20 protein-coding genes are annotated in these 24,239 nt (G+C 63.8%); 8 read left to right on the top strand and 12 right to left on the bottom strand.

What is annotated here, in order from left to right; translation table 11 throughout:
• Positions 1 to 36: 36 nt before the first annotated feature.
• From SM755_RS21850 to SM755_RS21835, 4 genes are all read right to left on the bottom strand, one after another.
• Positions 37 to 930, bottom strand: coding sequence for a hypothetical protein (locus SM755_RS21850; protein ID WP_323174548.1), 894 nt, complete (start codon positions 928 to 930; stop codon positions 37 to 39).
• Positions 927 to 1,562 carry a hypothetical protein gene (locus SM755_RS21845; protein WP_323174547.1) on the bottom strand — a complete coding sequence of 212 codons (636 nt, stop codon included), beginning with the start codon at positions 1,560 to 1,562 and terminating at the stop codon, positions 927 to 929. The genes SM755_RS21850 and SM755_RS21845 overlap by 4 nt, the downstream gene beginning before the upstream one ends.
• A complete protein-coding gene (locus SM755_RS21840; RefSeq protein WP_323174546.1) occupies positions 1,559 to 3,031 on the bottom strand; it encodes a DUF58 domain-containing protein in 1,473 nt (490 codons plus the stop codon). Before SM755_RS21840 ends, SM755_RS21845 begins: the two co-directional genes overlap by 4 nt.
• Positions 3,032 to 3,233: 202 nt before the next feature.
• Complete coding sequence (locus SM755_RS21835; protein WP_323174545.1) at positions 3,234 to 3,380, bottom strand: hypothetical protein; 147 nt, start codon at positions 3,378 to 3,380, stop codon at positions 3,234 to 3,236.
• Positions 3,381 to 3,557: 177 nt separating this feature from the next.
• Between SM755_RS21835 and SM755_RS21830 the strand changes: the two genes are divergently transcribed.
• From SM755_RS21830 to SM755_RS21815, 4 genes are read left to right on the top strand one after another with little or no spacing between them, the layout of a single operon-like run.
• Entirely contained in the window at positions 3,558 to 4,730 is a 1,173-nt protein-coding gene (locus SM755_RS21830) for an NAD-dependent epimerase/dehydratase family protein (protein WP_323174544.1), read from the top strand.
• Between the two features lie 3 nt (positions 4,731 to 4,733).
• Positions 4,734 to 5,732 carry an NAD-dependent epimerase/dehydratase family protein gene (locus SM755_RS21825; protein WP_323174543.1) on the top strand — a complete coding sequence of 333 codons (999 nt, stop codon included), beginning with the start codon at positions 4,734 to 4,736 and terminating at the stop codon, positions 5,730 to 5,732.
• Positions 5,722 to 6,741 (top strand): NAD-dependent epimerase/dehydratase family protein, encoded by a 1,020-nt coding sequence (locus SM755_RS21820; protein ID WP_323174542.1) that lies wholly within the window; start codon positions 5,722 to 5,724, stop codon positions 6,739 to 6,741. The genes SM755_RS21825 and SM755_RS21820 overlap by 11 nt, the downstream gene beginning before the upstream one ends.
• The gene (locus SM755_RS21815; protein ID WP_323174541.1) at positions 6,741 to 7,781 is read left to right on the top strand and encodes a glycosyltransferase family 2 protein; all 1,041 of its coding nucleotides are present in this window, start codon (positions 6,741 to 6,743) and stop codon (positions 7,779 to 7,781) included. The genes SM755_RS21820 and SM755_RS21815 overlap by 1 nt, the downstream gene beginning before the upstream one ends.
• Positions 7,782 to 8,057: 276 nt before the next feature.
• Here SM755_RS21815 and SM755_RS21810 read toward each other — a convergent pair whose 3' ends face one another.
• The 6 genes from SM755_RS21810 to SM755_RS21785 form a co-directional block, all read right to left on the bottom strand.
• Positions 8,058 to 9,440 (bottom strand): glycosyltransferase family 4 protein, encoded by a 1,383-nt coding sequence (locus SM755_RS21810; RefSeq protein WP_323174540.1) that lies wholly within the window; start codon positions 9,438 to 9,440, stop codon positions 8,058 to 8,060.
• Between the two features lie 11 nt (positions 9,441 to 9,451).
• Entirely contained in the window at positions 9,452 to 10,747 is a 1,296-nt protein-coding gene (locus SM755_RS21805; RefSeq protein WP_323174539.1) for a nucleotide sugar dehydrogenase, read from the bottom strand.
• A complete protein-coding gene (locus SM755_RS21800) occupies positions 10,734 to 11,651 on the bottom strand; it encodes an NAD(P)-dependent oxidoreductase (RefSeq protein ID WP_323174538.1) in 918 nt (305 codons plus the stop codon). The genes SM755_RS21805 and SM755_RS21800 overlap by 14 nt, the downstream gene beginning before the upstream one ends.
• 67 nt (positions 11,652 to 11,718) lie before the next feature.
• Positions 11,719 to 12,798, bottom strand: coding sequence for a non-hydrolyzing UDP-N-acetylglucosamine 2-epimerase (gene wecB / locus SM755_RS21795; protein ID WP_323174537.1), 1,080 nt, complete (start codon positions 12,796 to 12,798; stop codon positions 11,719 to 11,721).
• An 86-nt stretch (positions 12,799 to 12,884) separates the two neighbouring features.
• A complete protein-coding gene (locus SM755_RS21790) occupies positions 12,885 to 14,069 on the bottom strand; it encodes a glycosyltransferase family 4 protein (protein ID WP_323174536.1) in 1,185 nt (394 codons plus the stop codon).
• 105 nt (positions 14,070 to 14,174) lie between these two features.
• Positions 14,175 to 15,416 carry a sulfatase-like hydrolase/transferase gene (locus SM755_RS21785; protein WP_323174535.1) on the bottom strand — a complete coding sequence of 414 codons (1,242 nt, stop codon included), beginning with the start codon at positions 15,414 to 15,416 and terminating at the stop codon, positions 14,175 to 14,177.
• Between the two features lie 194 nt (positions 15,417 to 15,610).
• On the opposite strand from SM755_RS21785, the gene SM755_RS21780 reads away from it, so the two are divergent.
• Both SM755_RS21780 and SM755_RS21775 read left to right on the top strand, forming a co-directional pair.
• Entirely contained in the window at positions 15,611 to 16,780 is a 1,170-nt protein-coding gene (locus tag SM755_RS21780; protein ID WP_323174534.1) for a glycosyltransferase, read from the top strand.
• 101 nt (positions 16,781 to 16,881) lie between these two features.
• Entirely contained in the window at positions 16,882 to 18,420 is a 1,539-nt protein-coding gene (locus SM755_RS21775) for an oligosaccharide flippase family protein (RefSeq protein ID WP_323174533.1), read from the top strand.
• 20 nt (positions 18,421 to 18,440) lie between these two features.
• Here the strand turns inward: SM755_RS21775 and SM755_RS21770 are convergent, their stop codons facing one another.
• The gene (locus SM755_RS21770; protein ID WP_323174532.1) at positions 18,441 to 19,337 is read right to left on the bottom strand and encodes an alkaline phosphatase family protein; all 897 of its coding nucleotides are present in this window, start codon (positions 19,335 to 19,337) and stop codon (positions 18,441 to 18,443) included.
• Positions 19,338 to 19,611: 274 nt separating this feature from the next.
• Here SM755_RS21770 and SM755_RS21765 point away from each other — a divergent pair, with 274 nt between their 5' ends.
• The gene (locus tag SM755_RS21765) at positions 19,612 to 20,943 is read left to right on the top strand and encodes a sulfatase (RefSeq protein ID WP_323174531.1); all 1,332 of its coding nucleotides are present in this window, start codon (positions 19,612 to 19,614) and stop codon (positions 20,941 to 20,943) included.
• A gap of 98 nt (positions 20,944 to 21,041) precedes the next feature.
• Positions 21,042 to 22,892, top strand: a complete 1,851-nt coding sequence (locus SM755_RS21760; protein WP_323174530.1) for a hypothetical protein — start codon at positions 21,042 to 21,044, stop codon at positions 22,890 to 22,892.
• Positions 22,893 to 23,021: 129 nt separating this feature from the next.
• Here the strand turns inward: SM755_RS21760 and SM755_RS21755 are convergent, their stop codons facing one another.
• Complete coding sequence (locus SM755_RS21755; protein WP_323174529.1) at positions 23,022 to 24,149, bottom strand: DUF1616 domain-containing protein; 1,128 nt, start codon at positions 24,147 to 24,149, stop codon at positions 23,022 to 23,024.
• Between the last annotated feature and the right edge of the window lie 90 nt (positions 24,150 to 24,239).

Genomic DNA, 24,239 nt, shown 5'->3' with positions numbered 1-24,239 from the left:
TCGTGGCAGTAACCCGTCGGAGGCGATCGAAACGGGTCAGTGCGTCTCCCACCGATACGTGAGAAGCCATTCCGTACTCTTCTCGCCAGGATCGATCTCGAGTTCAACTGGACGATCGAGGCCCTCGGCGAAACCGATCGCGAAAAACGAGGCGATCGGGTGGTCGAATCGGTCGACATCGCCGAAGGCGCTCGATTCGATCGTGACAGTAGCACGCCCGTCATCGGGATCAACGGACGGCTCCACACGGTCCGCAAGTGCCAGTTGTTCGGCGACGCCGTCGCCGAGTTCCGTCGCGAGTTGTGTCGCCGCTGTCGGCAGCGACCCGTTGAGCGCGCGTTCGAACTCCGTAAAGAGGCCGGATCCGGTCGGTTCGAGGAGGAGGCCCCGTTCAGCGGCATGCGTTACGATCGGGCCCGACCGGTCGTCCGGAATGTCGGAGTCCGTTCGCTGAGGGACGAACAGGCGCGGCGGTCTCGAGTCGCTACTCGGGAGATAGTGATACTCCTCTCGAAGCCCGAGTTCATCGGCGAGTGCCAGCAGGTTCGTTGCACCCGTCGCGTAGACGCGCTCACCGATGTCGGCGGGGATGAATCGGCTGGGCGTGAGATAATACGTTAGGACGCCGCCGAACAGGCCAGTCGCGCCGAGGGCGAACAGGACCTGTCGCGCATCGGGGAGCCACAGCCCACCGCCGACGGCGACGACTCCGATAGCGGCGATCCAAAACGCCGTCCGTCGATACGTGGTCCGTCTTGTGCGGGCGTACTCGGCGCGGAGACGCCGATTCTCTTCGGCCAGCAGTTCGACTTCGACGGTGTCGTTCGCGTCCGCGCGATTCGAAGCCGAAGCAGATGGATCCTCACTGGTGGTCCTCTCTGTTGGTTGCGAGTCACTGCGATCGGTTTGGGGAGTCGTCTTTGTGCTCATTGTTCGGACTGGGTGTCTGGTTGTGAGTCGGTGCGAGCCGTTGCTTCGCCGGGATCCGTCCCGAGATCGGTCGCGTCTGGTTTAGCCACCTCTCGAACCACGACGAGTTCGTATCGGTGGAGGACGTATCCGCAGCAGGCGAGGACGACGAACACCGCGCCCGCCGCGACCCAGATGGGCTGGGCTAGCGGGAGCCACACGGTCCACGCCGTGACGCCGAGGACGGCGATCCCGCCGAGCACGGCGGCGGCGTGTCGAACTCGGTTTCCGGACGCGGTTCGCGGAACGGCCACCAGCAGGAGGAAGACGAACGCCGCTTCGATACCGACAAGCGCGCGGAAATGGGAGTCGATGCTGGCGGGAGCGAGTGTGAGGAGCACGACGTGCCCGAGTGCAATGGCGTACGGCGTTCCGACGGCGTACCAGACGGCTGCCGTTGCGAGCGCGCCGATCGTCCCTCGGTGCCCCGCGAGAGCGGTAAACGCGACGACAAGCGCGCCGAGTGAGAGCACGACGGCAACGCGTACATCGGATTCGATCGTCTCGACCGCCGCCGAATCGAGTTCGTCGTCTCCGCGGGCGGCCGTCTCGTCGGTCTCGTCCGCGCCAGTCGGTTCGAGACGGTCGGTCATTGGCGATCACCGTCGCGGCCGGCTTCGAGGATGGTCGAGAGCCGGTCACGAGGGCCGACTTCGAGCGCACGCACGCGATCCATGCCGGCGAGTTCGCGACGGAGCGTTTCGAACTCGAGATACTGGTTGCGCATCCGTTCTCGGTCGCCGGCGGCTTGTGAGTCGTAGAGTACCGTCGGTGCGAGGAAAATCGTTACGGCAGCACCGTTTTGTCTGGCGAGTGAAACCGTTTCCCGGAGTTCAGTTGGGTTCGAATCATCGGTGAAGACGGCCATCCAGACGGCTTCGGAGTTCGATGCGAGGGCCGTTCGGACGGAATTGAAGAGCGGTTGCTCGCGGATTCGCCACCGGTAGGGCTGCTGATCGGCGTAGAAGGGGCGGAGTATTTGGCCGAACGAGCCAGACGCTGTCTCGAACTCGTCGAGATCGCTGGCTGACCGTCGAACCGTCCGTAACGTTGGAGATTCGTGTGGAGACTGCATTACGGCGGCGTTCGACCGGGATAGATGTGCATTTTCGGAATGTTGGGCATCGATCGAGGATGGCTCTAGTTCGAGCAGTTCGCGGCGAATCGTCGTATACGAGTCGAGCGCGGTCGCCGGCTCGAGATACGTTGTCGTGCCACCATCGCCGATGCCGAGCAGTCCGATCGGATCGGTGAGGTCGTGTGCGTTCCGTGCTGTCGCGAGCATAACGTTGCGGAGATAGTCGAGTTTCGTTTCGTTCGGCGGGCCGGTCGCCAACGACGATCGGTGATCGACCACCAACAACGTTCGCTGGTCGGTGTCCGTCTCGTGTTCGCGAACGTGGGGTGTTCCGAGCCGTGCGGTCGCCTTCCAGTCGATCCGTCTGGTCGCATCGCCGGGCGTGTACTCCCGTATTTCGGCGAGTTCGATCCCGCTTCCGTGCTGTGCAGAGGTGTGCTCTCCGGCCGCACTCGCAAGGCGGGTACCGCCCTCGCCGACGTGGATCCGTCGCGGTCCGCGCGGTTCGACGGTGACCGTCGGTCGATCACCGGTGGGAAACGTTGCGACGAAGAGCCCGTCAGTCGCGGTTAGTCGCGGCGCGGAAAACTGCTGACGGCCTGCAACGGGCCAGGTAACCGAGGCCGTTTGCTCGCTACTCGTCGTCTCGGGCGTGACCGCTACGTGGAGAGAATCGCCCGTTGTCGCCACCGGAAGCCCCGCCTCGATTCCGAGGTGGAGCGGGACCGGCTCCGCGAGCGTTACAGCGAGTGTCACCGCCATCGAGGAATCCGTTCGAACGGACGAGCTCGCCGGCGATTGGGTCACCGACATCGTCCGTGTCGTCCGCTCAAGAGCGGCGAGAAACGAATACTGGGCGGCGAGAATCCACGCCCCGATCAGAACCGAACCCGAAAGCAACAACGGCCGTTCGAGGATCGCCGCTAGCGCGGCGAGAAACCCCGACAGGGCGAGTGCTGCCCAGAACCGGCGTGTCACGCGCATATCGTACGGTTACGATCCACCGCTGATGGTGTTGAAGATTCCGGTCATTTACGGCTGGTGCAGCGGAGCACACTGCTGAACACGGCTAGCAAGTTCACGCCGATCGACGGATCGATGAGGGTCGGACAGCATCGAGATCGAGCGCCGTGCAGACTTACTCTCGTCCAGTTGGTCGGTCGTCTCACGCCTGTCGGGACGTTCATCACTCCTCGTCGCGCACATCCTGAAGTCGGTCCCAGATTTCGACGCAGCCGGCACCGTCCGGAATCGTATCGGGTAACCATCCCTCCTGTTCTTCGTGCTGTTCATCCGTCTCTTGGTCGCCGTCGGAGACGCAACGATCGTCCATTCGAAACCACATGGGGACACCATTGGTAATAAAGTTCATGTTTTAGCGGGGGTGATCACCGGTGTTATGCGCTAGAAACGGGAGACAAATTCGAAGTAACTCACGGGTGCAAACCTGTTAGTCGGGCCTACTAGGGGTACATTTTTCTTGGTGTCCGAATCAGTGTTGGACCATAGCATGGGAATACTACTGACTGGAGCAGACGGTTATATCGGATGGCCGACTGCCGTCCGGCTGGCGTCTCGAACGGACGAACGACTGATCCTCGTCGACAACTTTGCTCGCCGAGACTGGGTCAAGAGCGTCGGGGCAACGAGCGCGACGCCGGTCGAACCAATGAGCGACCGACTCGCGGCGCTTCGCGACGAACTCGGCGCTCGAAACGTCTCGTTCGTTGAGGGGGACCTCACGGAGAGTTCGTTCGTCGATCGGCTCATACGAGTCCACGAGCCGGAGACGATCGTCCACACTGCGGCCCAGCCGTCAGCGCCGTACTCGCAGGTGAGTCGCGAACAGGCGAACGACACCCAACATAACAATCTGCAGGCGACGCGGAACCTATTATGGTCGCTCGAAGAACACGGGCTCCAGGAGACGCACTTCATCGAGACGACGACGACCGGGGTGTACGGAGCGCCCGAGTTCCCCATCCCCGAGGGTGGGGCAACGATGGAACACCGCGGCGAGCGCGACGAGGTTCCCTTCCCCGCGATGGCAGGGTCGTGGTATCACTTGACGAAGGCTCACGACGCGGCGAACATGCGGTTGGCACACGAGCAGTTCGACATTCCCGTCTCGGACGTTCGAACCGCGATCACGTACGGGGTCGAAACGACGGAAACGGCCGCCGATCCGCGTTTAGCAACGCGATTCGACTTCGACTACTACTTCGGCGTCGTCGCCCACCGCTTCTGTGCGCAGGCCGTCGCGGGCTATCCGCTGACCGTCTACGGACGCGGCGAACAGCGCAAACCGTTCATCGCGCTCGAAGACGCCGTCGAGGGGCTCACTCGGCTCGCACTCGCCGATCCGGCCGAACGACCCGCCGACCACACGGTCTACAATCAGGTGACGCGTGCCATTAGCATCGTCGAAATGGCCGAAACCATCGCCGGCGTCGGCACTGAACTCGGGCTAGACACCGCCGTCGAACACGTCGAGAACCCTCGTTCGGAGGACGAAACGCACAAGATGGAGATCGAAAACGACCGATACGAGGCCCTGATCGACGGGCAGTCGACGACGTTCGAAACAGGAGTTCGATCGATACTCGAGCGGCTGTTGGAGCACGACGAAGTCATCACGGCGAACGAAGATCGGTTCCTCCCGAGCGTCCTGAGCGAGGGCTGACCCGTGCGGGTACTCGTCACTGGCGGATGCGGTTACATCGGCAGTGTACTCGTCCGCCGCTTGGTCGAAAACGAGCGGGTCTCAGAAGTCGTCGTCCTCGATTCGTTGAGCGGCGGCTCTCCGCGCGCACTACTCGGTGTCGCCGACGACATCGAGTTCAAACGCGGAAGCGTTTGCGACGAAGCCGCTGTCGAAAGCGCAATGCAAAACGTGGACCGCGTCATCCACCTCGCGGCGATTACCGGTGCGGATAGTACACACGACCGGCGACGGGAGACGCGAGCGGTTAACGTCGGCGGGACCGAGAACGTCGTGAACGCGGCCGGTGCCGCCGGCGTCGAAACGGTCGTCTTCGCCTCCTCGTGTAACAGTTACGGGCGGACGGAGCGGACGAACATCGACGAGACGGTGACGCCGAATCCGCTCAATCCGTACGCCGAATCCAAACTCGAAGCCGAGCGCCTCGTGGATGAAGCGGCAGCCGAACACGGCTTTTCCGCGACCTCGCTTCGGATGAGCACGAACTACGGGTACGCGCCGGGCGTCCGATTCAACCTCGTCGTCAACCGTTTCGTGTTCCAGGGGCTTACCGCGCAACCGCTGACGGTATACGGCGACGGCAAGAATTGGCGGCCGTTCATTCACGTCCGCGATGCCGCCCGCGCGTACGAACACGCGGCCATGCATCCCGAACGATGGTCCGAAAGCCGCTACAACGTCGGCAGCACGCAGCAAAACTACCGCATCAAGGATATCGCCCGTATCATCGACCAGGAACTGGAGACCACCCTCGAAGTCACCTTCCTCGGCGACGAGCAGCCGGGCCCGTCCTACCACGTCTCGTTCGACCGACTCGATGAAACCGGATACGAACCGGAGTGGACGCTCCGTGACGGTATTCAAGAGCTTTCAGAACGGTTTCGGGGCGATCCCAACCCCACCCCATCGACCGTCGTTTCGACGACCGCACCGTCTCAGGTGGTGAGTCGCAATGACCCGTGATGAGAGCGATCGCACGGCGGCGAAGAATACGAGTTCAGCGCAACAGGTACGGGTCGCGATCACCGGTGCGGCCGGATACATCGGGAGTCGCATCGTCGCCCAACTGCAGTCCGAACGACCCGACTGGGAGCTAACGGCGCTCGACAACTTCTATCGCGGCTCGCTCCGGGAGATCGGCTCCGTGACAGTCGAGCACGTCGACGTTCGAAATCGCGATCGGCTGTGGGACGCGCTGCAGGGTGCCGACATCGTGATGCACCTCGCCGCGATCAGCGGCATCGAGGACTGCAAGGAGCATCCGGAACTCGCCTACGACGTAAACGTGACCGGGACCGGACACGTCGCTCGATTTTGCAGGCGGACGAACACCGGGTTGATCTTCCCGACGAGTATGGCCGTCATTGGCGACCCCCAGGAGTTCCCGATCACGGCCGATCACCCGCGCGATCCCCTGAACTGGTACGGCCGAACGAAAGTCATCGGCGAGCGGCTGATCGACGAACTCGCGGCCGATTCGTTCCCGGCGCACCACCTCCTCAAGTCGAACCTGTACGGCACGCACGCCGTCGACGGACGAGTCGTTACGAAGGCGACCGTGCTCAACTTCTTCGCGGAACGGGCGCTCGAAAACGAATCGCTGCCCGTCTACGAACCGGGAACCCAATCGCGCAATTTCGTCCACGTGAAAGATGTCGCTCGCGCGTACATCCACAGCGCCGACGTGCTTCTCGAGGATCTTTCCGAGGGTGAGACCGGGATAGAGACGTTTCCTATCGCCAGTGACGAGGATCCGAGCGTCCTCGATATCGCAGAAACCGTCCGCGAGAGTGCGGCGGCACAAGCGGGGTTCGACGCGTCGATCGAACTCACCGAGAACCCGCGCGGGAACGAAACGCTCGTCGACGACTTTCCGGTCGAGACGACTCGAGCTCACGAGGTCCTCGGCTGGGATCCGATCGAGACGGTCGACGAAACGATCCGCTCGCTGATCGAAACGAACGCCCGCTAATGCTTCCAGTTACGATCGACCCGTTGAGCACGCTGCTCGTCGCCCTTGCGATCGGGGTCCTCGCCTGGGGGTTCGACCGATACCGACGCCGGTTCGAGCGAAACGACCTCCTGATCGCAGGAGTTCTCGCGAGCGGCCTGCTCTCGTTCGTGTTCATGCCGGGCGCGTTCGATCTCGTCGGCGGCGCACTCGACATCGAGCACCGCTACGTCGTGATCTCGCTGCTCGCGAACATCGTCTTCATCGGATTCCTGTGTTACGTGTTGACGCTCGTTCGCGGCGCACACGATGAGGTGTCCGAGCTGACGCGGGCCCTCACCGTCGAGCGAGCACCGGCGACGGACGGCGGCACGGACGCGGAGTGCATCTTCGTCGTTATCCCCGCCTACAACGAGGGCGAGACGATCACCAACGTCGTCTCGTCGCTTCCCGAAACGATCCGCGGATACGAGGTCCAACCGCTCGTCGTCTCCGACGGCTCCACCGACGACACCGCTCGAAATGCCCGTCTGTGCGGCGCGATGGTCGTCGAACATCCCATCAACCAGGGCCAGGGAGGTGCCCTCAAAACCGGCTTCGACATCGCACTCGAGAACGACGCTGCGATCGTCATCACGATGGACGGCGACGGGCAGCACCCGGCCGACGAACTCGACCGACTCGTCGATCCGATCGTCGCGGACGAGGCGGATTACGTGATGGGGTCGCGGTACCTCGGCGTCAACCGGTCCGGAAACGGACTCGTTCGGCGCTCGGGGATCCGATTTTTCACGACGGTGATCAACGTGCTGACGAACGCGAAGATAACCGACTGTACGAACGGCTACCGCGCGATTCGCGGCTCGATGCTCGAGCGCCTCTCGCTCACGGAACGACGGTTCAGCGCGCCCGAACTGATCATCGAAGCCCGAAAGAACGGCCTCCGTCTCTCGGAGATTCCGATTCGAATCGAAGACAGAAAGGACGGACAGAGCAAAAAGCCGCAACTCGGGTTTGCAGTCGGCCTGATGCGCATCATCCTCGTCAGTTGGTTGCGGTAGTCGCCGGTCGATACCCCTTCAACGGCTACGTATCGACGGATCAGGCGTACACTCATAGAGCGTTCACCATCACCAGGCCGTGGGTCGACTCGATCGTCCTTTGAGCTCGCTATAGCCGCCGAGAGAGCCGCGGCGTCCTGTTCAACTTCGAGACCCATCGGCATTGGTCCGCGCCGAACGGTTCTCGCGAACCTCCGGAGCTGGAATGGAACTACGGCTGGAGTGGAACGGAACACCGAAAACGGCGCAAGAATCGAGAGTCCTCCGAAGCCGAACCTACAGCCGCGAGAGGAGGGTCGCCGCGGTCTCCCGAACTCGCGCTCCGACCCTGGTGGAAAGGCTCGGACGAGTTCGTGCGGCGACGGTCAAGAGCACGTCGCCAATGTCCGAGCCGAGGTCGTCCCAGCGGTGGTTATCGTCGATAAACGCGACGCCGCGTTCGCCCATCGTCCGCCGGCGCTCCGGATCGGAGAGGAGTTCCCGCAGTGCCGCCGCGATCGTGTCGGGATCGTTCGCGACCGCGAGACCGGCACCAGCGTCCCGCGTAACGGCGTCGATCTCCGCGACGGCGCTTGCGACGTAGGGCGTTCCGACGGCCATCGTTTCGAGGAACTTCGTCGGGCGCGCGTAGTCCAGCGTGTGTTCGGTTTTGAGCGGGACCAGGCTGACCGCCGACGACGCGACGAGGCCGGGGATTTCCTCCCGCGGGACCGGGCCGTTGATTCGGACGCGGTCCTCGATACCGAGCCGTGAAACCAGCGTCTCGAGTTCGTCGCGGCGCTCGCCGAAGCCGTAGATGACGAGTTCACAATCGCAATCGCAGTCGGTATCGAGGCGTTCGAAGCCGCGCAAGTACGGTTCGAACGCTTGTCCCTCACCGAGTTTTCCGGTATAGATGATCCGGTCCGCATCGTCCGCCGACGGGGACGGCGCGAAACGTTCATCGTCGACGCCGAACGGAACCGCCGTAACGGGCGTCTCGTCGAGGTCGTACTTCGATCGGTACTGATCGGCCATCGTCGGCGTGAGAACGACGAGGTGGTCACAGCCTTCGACGGCGATCCGTTCCAGCTGCCGGAGCAAGCGGTAGGCGAGCGAGCGTTCGTCGGTGAACCCGAAGTCGACCGCATTGTCGAGCCAGAGATCGTAGACGTCGACGACGAGTCCGCGGCCGGTCGCCATCGCGGCGAGTCCCGGCACGAGCGTCGTGTGCGGGCCGACCTGAACCACGACGCTGTCGTACTTCCGGCCGTGGACGAGGACGTACACCGTCGCGAGCACCGCGAAGATGACGTGGTTCAGGATCCGTTCGAGGTTCGACCGATCCGCGGTCGGCTGGTAGGTAAAGAGCCGCGTGACGGGGACGTCGTCGACGCGCTCGTTCGACCAGAGGCTGTACCGCCGGTCGAATTCGCCGACGGGGACCGAGGGCTGGGGACAGACGACGCGGGACTCGACGCTGTCGGGGACGTTCCGGAGAAGCATCTCCCAGCGGTGCGCGCCGGCCATCGACTCCGGGGGGAACAGTTGCGAGATGACGAGGACGGACGTCGATTCCGTCTCAGTCTCCGTTTCAGTTCCCGTCTCCGTTTCCGTTTTCGCGTCGCTCAGTTCGTCGTTCGGTTGAACTCGTCTCGACTGTGCAGTGGCTGTTGACATGCGTTGGCGGATCAGGGTTCGATCGGGTTTCCGATGCCGAACTGGAGGACGTCGACGCCGGCGTCGGCCAGTCGGGATCGCTCCGACTCGAGGGCGGCGACAGTTCTCTCGTGCGGGACCAGTTGGACGACGACGTCGGGCGATTCGCGTTCGAGAACCGACGGGAGATCGTCGTAGGCGAGTTCGTCGACGTAGCGGTCGTAGTGGTGCACGCGGTAGCCGTCGCCGCGCAGGTCGGCGACGATCTGCATCGCGGGGCTGTTCCGACAGTCGTCGACGCTCGGCTTGTACGCCGCACCGAACGCGAGGACCGTCGGGTCCGCGTGGGACGCGAGCGCACGCCGAATCTTTTGCGTCGCAACGGCCGGCATCTTGTCGTTGATTCGTCGCGCGCTCGTGATGAGATTCGTGTGTTCCGGGTCGGCCTCGTTCAGGAACCACGGATCGATCGGCAGGCAGTGACCACCGACGCCGATACCGGGCTGAAGAATGTCGACCCGCGGATGTCTGTTCGCGAGTTCGATCACGTTGCTCATGTCGATGTCGAGTTCCTCGCCGATCAGCGCGAACTCGTTTGCGAGCGCCACGTTGACGTCGCGAAACGTGTTCTCCATGAGCTTACAGAGTTCGGCGGAGAGCAGATCCGTGTAGTAGATCTCGCCCTCCAGGAAGGGTTCGTAGATCGATGCCGCCCGTCGGCGACTGGTTTCGTCGATGCCGCCGATGACGCGATCGTTTCCGACGAGTTCGTCGAACACGTTTCCGGGGAGTATCCGTTCGGGCGAGTGGGCGAGTTGGATGTCCGCGCCCGGTTCGAACCCCGCCTCCTCGAGGAAGGGGACGATCGTTTCCTCGCAGGTCAGCGGCGGGATCGTCGATTCGACGTTGATGAGATCGCCCGGTTCGAGGTACGGCTGGATCGACTCGAGAGCCGCTTCGAGCGCGGAGAGGTCGGGACTTTTGTTCGGTTCGGTTAGCGGGGTCGGGACCGAGATGACGAACGCGTCGCCGTCGGTCGGTTCGGTTCGCGCTTCGAGGTTCCGTTCGACGGGGCCCGTCGTCAGGAGGTCCTGAAGTTCGTCCTCGTCTACGTTGAGCGTGCCGTCGTTGATCTCCCGGACGAGGTTTCGATCGATGTCGACGCCGACGACTCGCTTGCCGTGGTCGGCGAGTAACAGCGCGAGCGGTAAGCCGATGAATCCGGTGCCGATGACGACGATGTCTTCGACCGGGTCGAGCACTGGGTCGCCCGGACCTCCCAGGCCGCTCGGGCCGCTCAGTTCGCTCTCGTTCTCACTCGATGTCATAGTACTCACGCATCCAGTCGATCGTTCGGGGGACGCCCTCCTCGAGCGAGACTCGCTGTTCGTGATCCAGATCGCGCACCGCCTTCTCGATGCTCGCCTTCTTGTCCAGGGTGTTGTGGGTTTCCGTGCCGCGGTATTCGACCGCCTCGTCGTCCTTGCCGAGGTAGCCGAGCACCGTGTCCGAGAGTTCTTTGATGTCGTAGTACTCCGTGCCGGCGATGTTGTACACTTCGCCGGGACGGAACGAATCGACGACGTTCGCGAGCGTTCGCACGGTGTCGTCGATGTAGGTGAACGACCGGTGGTGATTCTCGTAAACGTGGTACGGCAGATCGTGTAACGCACGGTAGCAGAACTTGCAGACGACGCTTCGGTACTCGCTGTAGCGCTCGCCCGGACCGTACGTGTTGAAAAACCGGACCCGAACCGACTCGGTACCGTGTCGATCCGCGGCGTTCAGTATCTGCTGTTCGTTCACCCACTTCGAAATCGCGTAGTCGTTGAGCTGTCGGGGCCCCTCCTCGAGCGGGACCGACTCCTCCATCACGTCCGGGTAATCGCCGTAGACTTCGCTACTCGAGGAGAACACCAGCCGAAAGCCGTGCTCGGCTTGCAGCCGAAGGACGTTCTTCGTTCCGACCGCGTTCGAGGACCACATCGTCTCGTAGAAGTCCTCTCCGTTCTTGCGACCGAACTCGGCGGCCAGGTGATAGACGTACTCGAACTCGCGGTCCTCGAAGATCCGTTCGAGCTGGCGGTATTCGCTCACGTCACACCGATAGTACCGTTCCCGTTCGCTCCACGGGAGGTCGGCAACCCAAACGTCGTGGCCGCGTCGTTCGAGTTCAGCTGTGAGCGGTGCGCCGACGGCTCCGAGTCCTCCAGTAACGAGCACTGATGCCATACTCCGTGCCACGACGAACACCGATAATTAGTTTGTGCCGGTATCTGGAGCAAACCATCACGAAACGCTACAATAAGCTGTCAAGAATCCGTTCCGCGGCGGTGCCGTCGCCGAACGGATTCGACCACGAACCGTCGCGGGAGACCATCTCGTCGGCACCGGCGAGGATCGTCGACGGTTCGGTTCCGACGAGGCGGTTCGCACCGACATCGACCGTTTCGGGCCGTTCGGTGGTGTCGCGGACGGTGAGACACGGCGTCTGCAAGATGCACGTCTCCTCCTGGACGCCGCCCGAATCCGTGATGACGAGCCGCGCGCTGGATTCGAGGGCAAGAAAATCGAGAAAGCCCAGGGGATCGACGAGTCGAACGGACGGCGGCACCGAGAGGTCGAACGCTGCGAGATTCTCACGTGCGCGCGGGTGAATCGGATAGAGAACCGGGCGGTCAGTTCGGCGCGCGAACTCGCCGACGCCGCCGAGGATACCGGCGAAGCGATCCGGATCGTCGACGTTCTCCTCGCGGTGAGCGGTAAGCAGATAGAACTCGTCAGGTTCGAGGCCGTACTCCTCGAGAACCGTGCTCTTCCGGGTCGCGAGTTCGAGATTCTGCGAGACGGCGTCGACGATCGTGTTTCCGGTGACAGTGATGCGGTCCGCGTCGATCCCCTCCGCTTCGAGCAGGCGCGCGGCTTCGCCGGTCGGTGCGAACAGGGAGTCTGCGGCGTGATCGGCCAGGATTCGATTGATCTCTTCGGGCATCTCCCGGTCGAAGCTCCGCAGTCCGGCTTCGACGTGTCCGAGTGCAGTGCTTTGTTTGCTCGCCGCGATTGCGCCCGCGAGCGCGGAGTTCGTGTCCCCCTGAACGATCACGTCGGTCGGTTGTTCGTCCGAAAGAACCTCAGCGATACCGAGAATCATCTCGGCGGTCTGTTCGCTATGGGTTCCGGAGCCGACGGCGAGGTTGTGGTCCGGAGCGGGCAGTTCGAGTTGCTCGAAGAAGACCGTATCGAGCGACTCCGAGTAGTGTTGGCCGGTGTGGACGACGGTGTGTGGAATCTCCCGTCTGTGACACGCTCGAACGAGCGGCGAGAGCTTGATGATCTCCGGCCGAGTTCCGAGGACGAACGCGACGCGTGAGGCGGGCATTCTTGACGAATCCCGTCTACGTGCGGGATAAAGAATCCACGCACGTAGGGGCGGCTTTCGCCGAATTTCCGCGTCGCTCGCGGATGTTACCGAGCGCGTACCGGTTCGGCCGAACGCGATTCGCGTTCCGACCGCGCCGCCTCGTAGAACTCGCGGTGGCGGTCGACGCACCGCTCGACGGAGAACTCCGCCTCGGCGCGGGAGCGAGCGGCGGCTCCGCGTCGGCGGCGTTCCGCCGGCGAGGCGAGCGCCTCGAGGATCGCCGTCGCGAGCGCGTCGGGGTTCTTCGGCGGGACGAGCCACCCGTGGGTGCCGTCGTCGAGCTGTTCTGGCACGCCGCCGACCCGGGTCGCGACGATTCCGGTCCGCATCGCCATCGCCTCGAGCACCGAGATCGGACAGGCCTCCCGCACCGACGGCAGGACGAACACGTCGAACGCACCGAGCAGTCGCGGAACGTCCGACCGGTGACCGAGGAACCGAACGGTGTTCTCCAGCCCGAGTCGCGCCCGGAGCGAGCGCAGCCGATCGAAGTACGCCTCGCGCGACTCGAGTCGTTTGCCGACGATTGGGACGACGACAGAATCGACCCGGTCGCGAACGCGAGCGACGGCACGCAGCAGGTACTCGTAGCCCTTCACCGGGTTGATGTTGGCGACGGTGCCGACGATCGGTACGTCATCCGCGACGCCGAGTTCGTTGCGAACCGACCGGCCGGCGTACGGTTCCGTTTCGGGATCGAACGCGGCCGTATCGACGGGCGGATAGACTGTCCGCGTCGAAACCGAGCCGTCGAAGAAATGATCCTGTACCGCGTCCGCGGCGAGCGCGAGTTCGTCCGCCGTCGCTCGGGCGAGGCGGGCGACCCCGCGGTTGAGCGGCCACGGGGTCCCCGTATCGTTGAAGAACCAGGCGAGGGGCGTCCCCGACCGGCGAGCGGCGAGCGCGGCCGGAACGGCGAGCGTCATCCCGGCGTGAACGACGTCGATACCGTACCGGTCGATCGCCGACGCCAGCCGGCGGACGGCCGGTCCCAATCCGGCGACGAACCGGGCGTTCGCGGCGACGCGTCGCGGGGGGTATAATCGAGGCGGACCGGGTCTGATAACGTCGAATCCCGCGTCAGTCGCCATCGCTTCGAACGCATCGTCGCCGTCCGGAAGGTGAAAGACCGTTTCGACCCCGCGGTCGCGAAGCCCTTCGGCCACGGCCAACGACCGCAACTGCGGGCCGCCGACGCGCGGATCGGCGAGGCTGGTGAGAACGCGCATTCGGAAGGCGCGTTCGTCACCGAGCGCATAAAGTGTGGTGTCGCTGCGCGACTGAACTCGGAGCCTACGCGGAGAAATGGATCCGAAACCGGTCGGGTCGACGCCTTAGGTGTATCCGAGATCCCGCAGCCGTTGCTGGGCGTCGTCCGACAGGGAGACGGTCTCTCGCTCGACCGCGTCCGCCGTCACCCGTTCGAGCAACTGCTCCGCCTCGTCGGGGGTAAACGCCGGACTTCCGTACTCGGTTTCGCTTGCGCGAGCGTACGATCGCAGCGCACGCGGCAAATGCCGTCGCACGTAGCGGCGCTTCGCGCTGGCGGTCGCCTTTCCGGCGAGAACGAGGAGCCGCTCCGGAAGCGCGCTTCGGGCGAAGACGTAACCGCCGTCGGCGTCCCACGCCCCCTGGTAGTTGAGCGAGCCTGAGAGAAACGGGATCGACGCCGGCAGCACCTGATTCTCGTACGTACAGGGCCGCGGGCCGGTCGGCATCTCCGCCGCCGCCGATCGCCCGTCGAACGGCGCTCGCCCGGCGGTCCGCGTCGCCACGTCGACGCCGAGCACGTCGAGGACGGTCGGCAGGAGGTCCGCGTGGTGAAACGCGGCGTCGTCGATCGTGGTCGTCGGCAGCTCGGGATGACAGAACAGCGTCGGGACGTAGACGAGTTCGGGTCGCATCGGGGAGCTGTGACCGAGTTCGCCGCCCTCGCCGAGCAGTTCGCCGTGGTCCGACGTGTAGATGACGAGCGTGTCCTCGGCGCGGCCGGCGCGTTCGAGGCGCTCCAGCCGCTCGAAAAAGAGGTCGACGTCCAACTCGACGCTGCGCCGGTAGTCGTCCCGGATCGTCGCCGTCGCGCTCGATCCGCGCCGTCGGAAGTACGCCGATGCAGTCCCGGTAAAGTCACCGTAGGGCGCGTGGCCGCCCGGACCGCGTTCCATCGAGACGAACGGCGGTTCGAGTCCCGCGAGCGGATCGTCGGCAGCCGGCGGGTCGACGTCGAGGACGGTGTGGATCGGATCGGTCGTCTCCCCGTGTTCCCGTTCTGCATAGGCGAAAATCGAGTTCCGGAAGCGAGTGTCGTATCCCGGAATATCGAACAGCCGAAACGCGTCGGCAGACACCTGGTTGGTGAATGTCGCGACGCCGTGGGTCGCCGGATACCGCCCGGTCGCAAGCGATGCGAACGAACTCGGACTGTGTGTCGACGCGCTTATCGATCGAACGAGTGCTCCGCGGTCGGCGAGTCGGTCGGGAACCGCGTCCCACCGGACCGCATCACCGACGTAGACGAACACGTTTTCGACATCGAGCGCTCCAAGCGCTGCCGTGAACTCGCGGCCGAAGGACATTGCCGTCCTTTCCATACTCTCAGTAACAAGTGCTTCGGTGAGTCGTTCCGTTACGGCGGCGTTATCGCGCTCGGTCGACGGGGGATGTCGGGGGTGCAATTTCGAGGGGACCCGTAGAACGCCACTACTCTCCGTCAAAACGGTCATCGAACCGGACAGTCACGACGCTGTCATCAAACACTAAGGCGGCTCCAATGGTACGCGACAGCCAGATGCCCCCACGTTCGATAGCGCTCGTTCTTTTCGCCTCCGAACTGGATCGAACGCACGCCGCATACGAGGACGTTCAAAATTTCATCGACATCTACGACCGCGAAGTCGACCGCATCGCGATCGTCGGCCCGGAGTCCATCGATACCGACCGCGACGAACCGAGCGTCGAACCGGTTCCGGTCGCGCGTCCCGACTCGAGTGCGACCGGGTCGCGCATCCTGTCCTACGTTCGGTATCAGTTCAGGATCGCAATTGCGCTGTGGCACCGCCGCCGGACGACCGACACCGTTTTTTTCCACGTCGGCGGCAGTATGCTCCTGTTGCCCCTGCTCGCGAGCAAGCTCGCCGGGCTCCAGACACTCGTGTTCATCCTCGGCTCCGTCGAGGACGGATTCGACGCCCAGCACCAGCAATCAGTTTTGACGCGGTCGATCGGCCGGATCATCGAACTCGTCGAGGGCCTTACATGCACCCTGGCTACCGACGTCATCTTGCTGTCGAAACACATGGACGTTCCCCGCCTTCCGATACCGCCCTCGCCCACGACGCAAGCCGCGAATCTCAACTACGTCGACTGTACGGCCTTCGCGAAACGAACTCCCGCCGAGGAGCGATCAACCGACGTCGTGTTCGTCGGCCGGTTCGCGGCCGTCAAAGGCGTCGACCGTATCGTGCGCGCGCTCCCTGAACTCGTCGAGTCGAACCCGGACGTTCGGATTACGCTGATCGGATCGGGGCCGCTGTTCCCGGAGGTCAAAGCGGCCGTCGAGCGCCGCGGCCTCGCCGACAACGTCACGCTCACCGGCTGGGTCGACCACGAGGAGCTACCGGCCTATCTCGACGACGCGAAAGTGCTGCTCCTGCCGTCAGAATCCGAAGGCGTTCCCAAGGCCCTCCTCGAAGCGATGGCCTGCGGGACCGTTCCGGTCGCGACGCCCGTCGGTGGCGTTCCCGATATCGTCACCGACGGCAAAAACGGCGTTCTCCTCGACGAGGCGAACGCAACAGTGATCGATCGCACGGTGTCGCGAGTTCTCCAGCGCGAGGATCTGGACGCGCTCAGCGATACTGCTCGCGAGACGATCCGCCGAGAACACGCGTACCCGATCGTCAGAGAACGGTACCATCGCATCCTGTTCGATACGGCATGACGGAGTGGACGATATATGACCGATAGGACGACCGATGCGACGCGTTCGCCGAGTGACGACCGAGGAACTGGTCGAGGAAGAGGAGGTGGCGATCGAGTTCGATGAGCCGGCGAATCGTCCGCAGCTTTAGCGCCGTTTTCGGGTCCCAACTCGGCGTGTTGGTGCTTACCGTCGCCACCACGCCGCTTCTCACGCGACTGCTGGGCAGCGGCGGCTACGGCGACTACTCGTTCGTGCTCTCGGCGCTCCAGTGGCTCCTCGTCTTCGTGTACGCCGGCGCGTTCAACGGAATCCGCAAGTACATCGCCGAAGACCGCGACGCGGACGGGTGGACGGACCACGTTTTCGCGTTCTATTTCCGAATGGTCGCCGTCCTCGCCGCGGGAATGGTCGTCCTCGTCCTCCTCCTCTCTCGCTCTCCGTTCGTCTCGCCGCTCGGATCGGAGTTCACCAGCTATTTTCTGCTGCTCGCGTGTATCATCCCGCTACGGGCCGCGTTCCGGATCGCACGAAGCGGACTCATGGGACTCGAACTCGAGTCCTACTCGGAGCCGTTACAGATCGTCGACCGACTGTTTTTCGTGGTCGTCATCGCAATCCTCTCGGTCGTCGGGGGAGGCGTCGCAGCCGTCCTGCTCGGTCGACTGCTCGGGATCGCCATCGCCGCCGGAGTCGCGCTCGTGCTCGTCTCGCGGCGGATCGATCTCTCGAAGATCGGACGCCGAACTCCCGAAACGGTTCCGCGCAAACGCCTCGCAACGTACAGCGTCTCCACCATGACGCTGGCGTTTCTCTTGCTCTCGCTCTACCACCTCGATATCATCCTGCTTCGCTTCCTGGCGGGGGATTCCGCAACCGGATTCTACCGCGCCGCCCTCGTCGTCGCCGAGTTCTTATGGTTCGTGCCGACCGCGGTTCAGCTTACGCTCTTGCACTCGACCTCGAACCTGTGGATCGAGGAGCGATACGACCGGCTCAGCGAGATCGGGAGCCGCGCGGTCAGGTACACGCTGCTTTGTACCCTGTTGCTCGTGCTCGGCGTCGCCGGTCTCGCCGAACCGTTCCTCACGTTCTACTTCGGTCCCGAGTTCGACGCGGCCGTGGTGCCGCTGTTGCTGTTGTTGCCGGGAGCGCTCGGATTCGCGGTCGCTCGCCCGGTGTTCGCGATCAATCAGGGCCAGGATAATCTTCGACTGCTGGTCGCCGTCACGGCCGTGGCAGCCGCGATGAACGTCGCGTTGAACGTCGCGCTCATCCCCCGATTCGGAACGAGCGGCGCTGCGATCGCGACCAGCATCTCCTACGGCTCGATGTTCGGTCTTCACGTCTGGACGGCTCGACGGCTCGGGTTCGATCCCCTGGTCGACATCCGGATCGGCCGCACCGTCGCGACGGCGGTGCTCGCGGCCGTCCCGATCATCGGCCTGCCGTACGTGCTCCAGTCGGAACTTCTCTCGCTCGCTGTCGTGCCGCCGATCGGCGCGCTGGCGTTCGCGTCGGCCGCACTTGCGACCGGTGCCGTTCGCCGCGACGAAGTGCAGCAACTTGCCGCGTTAAGTCCGCTTCCGGCGGAGACGCTCGTCTCCCTCCTCCCCGATCGAGTGGCGGAATCGCTTCGCTCGACCGATCGGGACGGCTGAACCGGTCCGATGCCAGTCCCTTAGAGATAGCCGAGATCTTCCAGGTGCTCCCGCGGCGCGTCGACCGACGCGGTCGGATCGCTCGTGCCCTCACCGTCCGCCTCGATGCGGTCCTCGAGCCACGGTCGAACTGATAACACGTCCGTCGGGAGGGGACCGGGTTCCGTCGTCGCGACGAGCGCGTGCTCCGAGTGGACGCCCGGCTCCGGATCCTCCGTCGCCGTCGTCTGCATACCGTGATCGGAGACGATAACCAACCGATCGACGCGCGATCGAAGCCAGCCGACCAACGCGTCGATCCGCTCGTAGACCGTTCGAAGTTCGGCGGGCCGGCGCGCGTACATGTGTCCCGCGTGGTCGAGGATGTGCGCGTGCACGCCCGCGATCGGCACGTCCGAAAGCGCCTGTCCGGCGAGCCATCCCAGACAGCTCCCGGTGCTGCCGAAATAGCGCCGCATGAACTCGGCCGTCGCCATGCGACCCTCGGTCGCTTGCTCGAACCACTCGCTCTCTCGCTCCCAGTCGAGCGCCGGCGTCACGCCGGGCCAGTTCCGGACGCTCCCGTCGTCGAAAACGGTCGGGTCGTCGGTGTACGGAAAGCCCCCCTCGTCGAGACGTTCTTTCGCCGTGGCAAGGCGTTCAGACGCCGCGTCGGGAAGGAGCTGTGCCATCCGGACGAGGACGTTCAATCCGGACGTATTGTCCCATCCGACCGAGTCGAGCACGACGCCGTGTTCCGCCGGCGGCGTGCCGGTTGCGATCGACGGCCACACTTCGAGCGTCGCCGGCACGTCGAGCGAATAGGAAATCGACTCGAGTTCAGCGTTGGTTTCGAGGAGGAGGTTCGAACACTGCCAGCGAGTCGCGAGGCGATAGTCCGCAGCGTCGAGACCGAGAACGCAAAGCGTTTCTGACATTTGTACCTAGAAGTACGAACGGTCGCTTAAACCTAGGTGCGAAATCGACGGAAAACGGTCTCGGAGACTGATATAGGCCCTCGTTAGTTCGAGCCACGTTCGAGGAACGCCGTCGCTAAACCGGGCCGTTCGGGCCCGACGGAACAGCGTGACAGCCGGTGCTATGACAGGTTCAAAAAGCGTACATTCTGGTGTGCGTGTCGCTGCGTGGATTTTTGATCCGCCTTCGCATTAGGAGTTTTCGCAACACCTGTTCACGAGGGATTTCCAAGACATGCCGTCAACACTCCTGCTGTCAGTCGACTGCCTGCGATCGGATCACGTCGGGTGCTACGGATACGATCGCCCAACGACGCCGAATATCGACGCGTTCGCGGCCGACGCAACGCGATACCGATACAGTTACTCGAACTGCCCGGGAACACGGTGGGCGTTCCAGTCGATACACACCGGACTGTACGCCGGCCAGGTCGACGGACTCGGCGTCCCGAACTCGTATCGTGACAACCTCAGTAGCTGCTTTCGGTCCGCGGACGTTCCGACGTTCGGGATCGCACACAACGGCTTTCTCAGCCGAGATTACGGGTACGATACCGGATTCGACCGCTGGGTCGGCGTGACCGACTTCGACGAAGACGATTCGGTCGTCCTGAAGGCAGGACGCGAGCTCGCGAGCGCGATCGACTCGGACGCGATCAAACGACGCGTGTTGCGACCGGCCTACCAGCTCGTCGCCGGCACCGGTTCGGGCGGTGCGTACCGGCCGCCGACGACCGATTCGGATATCGTCGACGAAGCCCTCCCGTGGCTCCGGGAGAAGCAGTCGTCCGGCGAGTTCTTCGCGTGGATCCACTTCATGGACGCACACACACCGTACGGCCGCTACGACGATCACCTCCGCGAAATCCGCGGGGACGCGGCCGTCGACCACGTCATCGCGCCGAACGAGGCGGACGCGGTCGTCCACAGCGAGACCCCCGAACAGCGGGTGATCGACACGTACGATGCGTGCATTCGACGCGTCGACGAACAGATCGGCCGCATCCTGGAGGTCGTCGACGACGATACCGTCGTCGTCATCGTCGGCGACCACGGCGAAGAGTTCGGCCGATACGGCGAATTTCACGAAGCGTCGCTATACTCGTCGATGACCCGCGTCCCGATCATCGTTCGCGCGCCTGAACTCGAGGCGGGGGTCGTCACCGATCACTTCGCACAGCACGTCGACGTTCCGCCGACGTTGCTCGCCGCGTCCGATCTTCCCATCCCCGATCGGTACGTCGGCACGCCGCTGCAGCACGTCGACGACCGAGATCTGTCGACGCCGACGTTCTTCTCGCTCGAGCCCGGTCACAGCGGCGTCCGAACCGACCGGTGGAAACTCATCCAGCGCGACGGCACCCGCCGCGGATACGAGGCGAGCCGCGACGAACGCGAGCCGCAAGCGACGACCGACGTTCCCGACGACCTCCACGACCGGCTGGACGAGTTCGACCGACGACTGGCCGAAGAACGCGTCGGCGGCGGATCGGCAGCGCTCGAGCGCGATACCGAACTGTCGGAAACCGTCACGGAGAATCTCGCCGAACTCGGCTATCTGGAGTGAACCGTTTCATCGCGTGAGACTCGCCGCGCGGATCGCAGTAGGCTGTGACTGCGGGGATACGTTTTTACTGATGACGATAGTCACCGGACATAGTATCGATGGGCGATCGATGGTGGCTCGGTCCCGGGCTCGGCGTGCTCGGCGCGCTCGCGTTCATCGTCGGGGTAGTGACGACACCGCCTGCGGCGGGATACGAGGTGTCGGTCTACGACGCCTATCCCCTGTGGACGTGGGCCGGATTTGCGCTGGCGCTGGTCGCCGGGCTCGGATCGCTGTTCCGGTCGGTCATCACCGGTGAACGCGGCTGGCGGCACGGACTCGCGATCGTCGCGAGCGCGTACGGCGTCTTCTTCGCGCTGCCACTGTTTCGCGGGTACTACATCTACGGGACGCCGATGTCCGATGCGCTGTATCACTTCGGAATCGTTCGGGACGTTCTCGAGAACGGGTTGCTTCCAGAAACGGGATACCCGGCGACACACCTCCTGTATACGGCCCTCGTAACCGTGACCGGCCTGTCGATGCGCGAACTCCAGCCGATCGTTGCACTGGGGTTCTTCGCGTTGTTCGTCGGCGCGTGCTATCTCGCCGGGCGCGCGTTTTTCGGCCATCGCGGCGGTCTCGCAACGCTCGGAGCGGCGCTTCCGCTCGTGTTCGTCTCGCACCACCTCATGACCCTGCCGTGGTTGTTCGCCCTGCCGTTTCTCCCGCTCCTCCTGGCGCTTACGCATCGGTGGGCGCGGCGGCGTCGCTCCGGTCACGAGGGTATTTTCGGGTCGATACTGATCTGTGGAACCGTGCTCGTGTTCTACCATCCGGTGACGGCCCTCGTGACCGCGCTCGCGCTCGCTCTCTACGCGCTGATCGTTGCCGCCCCCTCACTTTGGCGAGTGCTGCAGCGCCGTCGGAATCGGACTGGGAGACGAGACCGCGATCACGGCACCTTCGCCGTCACGTACCGTCTTCCGTTCATCATCTTGATTCCCGGCGTGTTCTGGTACCTTTCGATCGGTCACATAACCCAATTCCTCGCACGGGCGGTCACTCGCGATATCGATGGTGGGGCTGCGGGATACGCTGGTGCCGCACAGCAGACCAGTTATTCGATTCGAGAACTGGTCTGGGAATTTCTCGTTCTCGAGTGGGGGACGGTCGTCCTGTACGCCGGCGTCAGCGCAATTATCGTCGCCGTGATCGCAATCCGCCTCCTCCGCCGTCGCGGAAGCCGTCTCGAACTACTGTTCGCCGCCCAGTTCAGCGCCGGCGTCGGCGTTGCACTGCTCCTGATCGCCTCGCAGGTCCTCTCGCGCAACATCGTCCGGCTCAACAACTACACCCTCGTCGGGGCGATTTTCCTGCTCGGGCTCGCGATCGCCGGACTTGCCTCGCAGCGACCGAATACGGACGGATGGAAACGCATCGGCGTGACTCTAGCGCTTGGCGGACTCTGCCTGACCGTTCTCGGAACGGCGCTGTTAGCCGGCGCGGTCACCTACGAGGACAACAGTCACGTCACGCACGCGACGATGGCAGGCGCGGAGTGGCAACACGATCACCACCAGACGGCACCGGAGACGCGAGCGTTCCGAATGTCTGAAAACATCCAGCGGTACTTCGACGGTCTTTCTCGATCGACGCCCGAGGATCGACAGTTCCACCGATCGGTAGACGCCTACCAACTTCCGGACCGGTTGGGCTACGACGACGCCGATTCGATGGCGGCCGTCTACGAGAACGAAACCTACCTCGTCACCAAAACGGCGGATATCGAGTGGGCGGCAGATCAACCCCCCGACCGACGGAACGAGATTCAGTCCTACTCGTCGTCAGATCTCGAGCAAGCGACGGACGACCCGTCGGTCAGTCGACTATACGACAACGGAGAGTTCACCGTCTGGCTCGTCGAACCGAACTCGTCGGGAGCGGGGTCGGAGTCGGAGTCGGACTGACGCTGGGTTCTAGAGACGGAAGGTAAATCTGGAGACGGACACCGGAGACAGCTACCAAAGGCGGACACTAGATACAGCTACCGGAGATAGCCGCCGAATACCGCGCCGATCGCCGACCGAACCGCTACGCTACCTGTCCTCATCCGCTTCCGTTCCCCCTCCGTCCCCTTCCTCGGGTTCCGCCGGAGCCGACACCTCGACCCACCGGTGCGTCGAGTAGTCCGCGTTCTCGAGCGATGGCGATTCGGGAACGTCTCCGTCGAGATAGACGAGCCAGGCGAGACGAACGGTTTCCCCGGACACGGATGGCTGTACGTCGTGAGCGTGATTCCACGTCCGCCCGTGTTCGAGTTCCGTTTCGAACCGCTTCAGTTCGCGCTGTTCGACGACCGAGTCGTTCTCGACGCCCTGTTCGACGACGACCACGGTGTAGCCGACGGTCCGTCGCTCCCGGTTCTCGACGGTGAATACGAGTTCGTGGCTCTCTCCATCGTCGAACGACGTCGGGTAGTTACCGGCGACGAGTTCGCCGTTGTTCGTCTCCGTGAGGATGGAGACTTCCGAGAACTGCTCGCCCGTTTGGGGACCCACGACGGCGTACCCGATGCTGCTCACGGCCAGAAGGAGAACGATCGCGACGGAGATGTGGATCGCCGCGGCGGGCCGCGATTCCGCGGCGGATACCGGGGCGCGAACGGCGGTGATCCACCGTTCGACGGGGGGCTGAAAACGCTCGGCTGGAGGAAGCGCATGCCGTCGCTTGGCCCCGATAAGCGTCGCGACGAGCGTAATCGCACTGAGCGCACCGACGAGCGGTTGGGCGGCCACCGTTCCCAGGCCGAAGTACAAGACCAGTCCGACCAGCGGCACGACCGACACGCTCAGCGCGACCGCGAGGACGCAGCGTTCACCGCCGGTAAGCGAGGCCTCCAGCGACAGTGGCCACGACAGGAGCGAGTCATCCGGACGCGGTTCCTCGCCATCATCCTCTGACTCGGATTCAATCCCGGACCCGGACCTAGGCCCGGATCGCCGAGCGCCGCGTCCGCGAGGAAACAACGCCGACACCAGCGCATACCCGGGTACGAACAGCACGAACGCAAGCCCCAGCGGAACTCTGACCGGCGTCTCCTCGAGTATCGGGAGAAACACCGCGAGGGTGGTCGCGACGACGGTCATACAGGTTCCGACCAGATCCGCCGGCAGTTCGCGGATCGGGCGCGGAAGGATCTGCCACAACGTACCGACTCCGCTCATTCGTATCGAGCAACAACCGGCAATGGAGAAAGTTAGCCGGTGCGAACCACTACCGAGTCCCGATACGGGCGATCGTAAGAACCGGGTACG

The sequence above is a fragment of the Natrialba sp. PRR66 genome, assembly GCF_034808065.1.
Classification (GTDB): Archaea; Halobacteriota; Halobacteria; order Halobacteriales; family Natrialbaceae; genus Natrialba; species Natrialba aegyptia.
The sequence above is the reverse complement of the archived record's forward strand: the minus strand, read 5'-3'. Positions and strand labels throughout refer to the sequence as shown.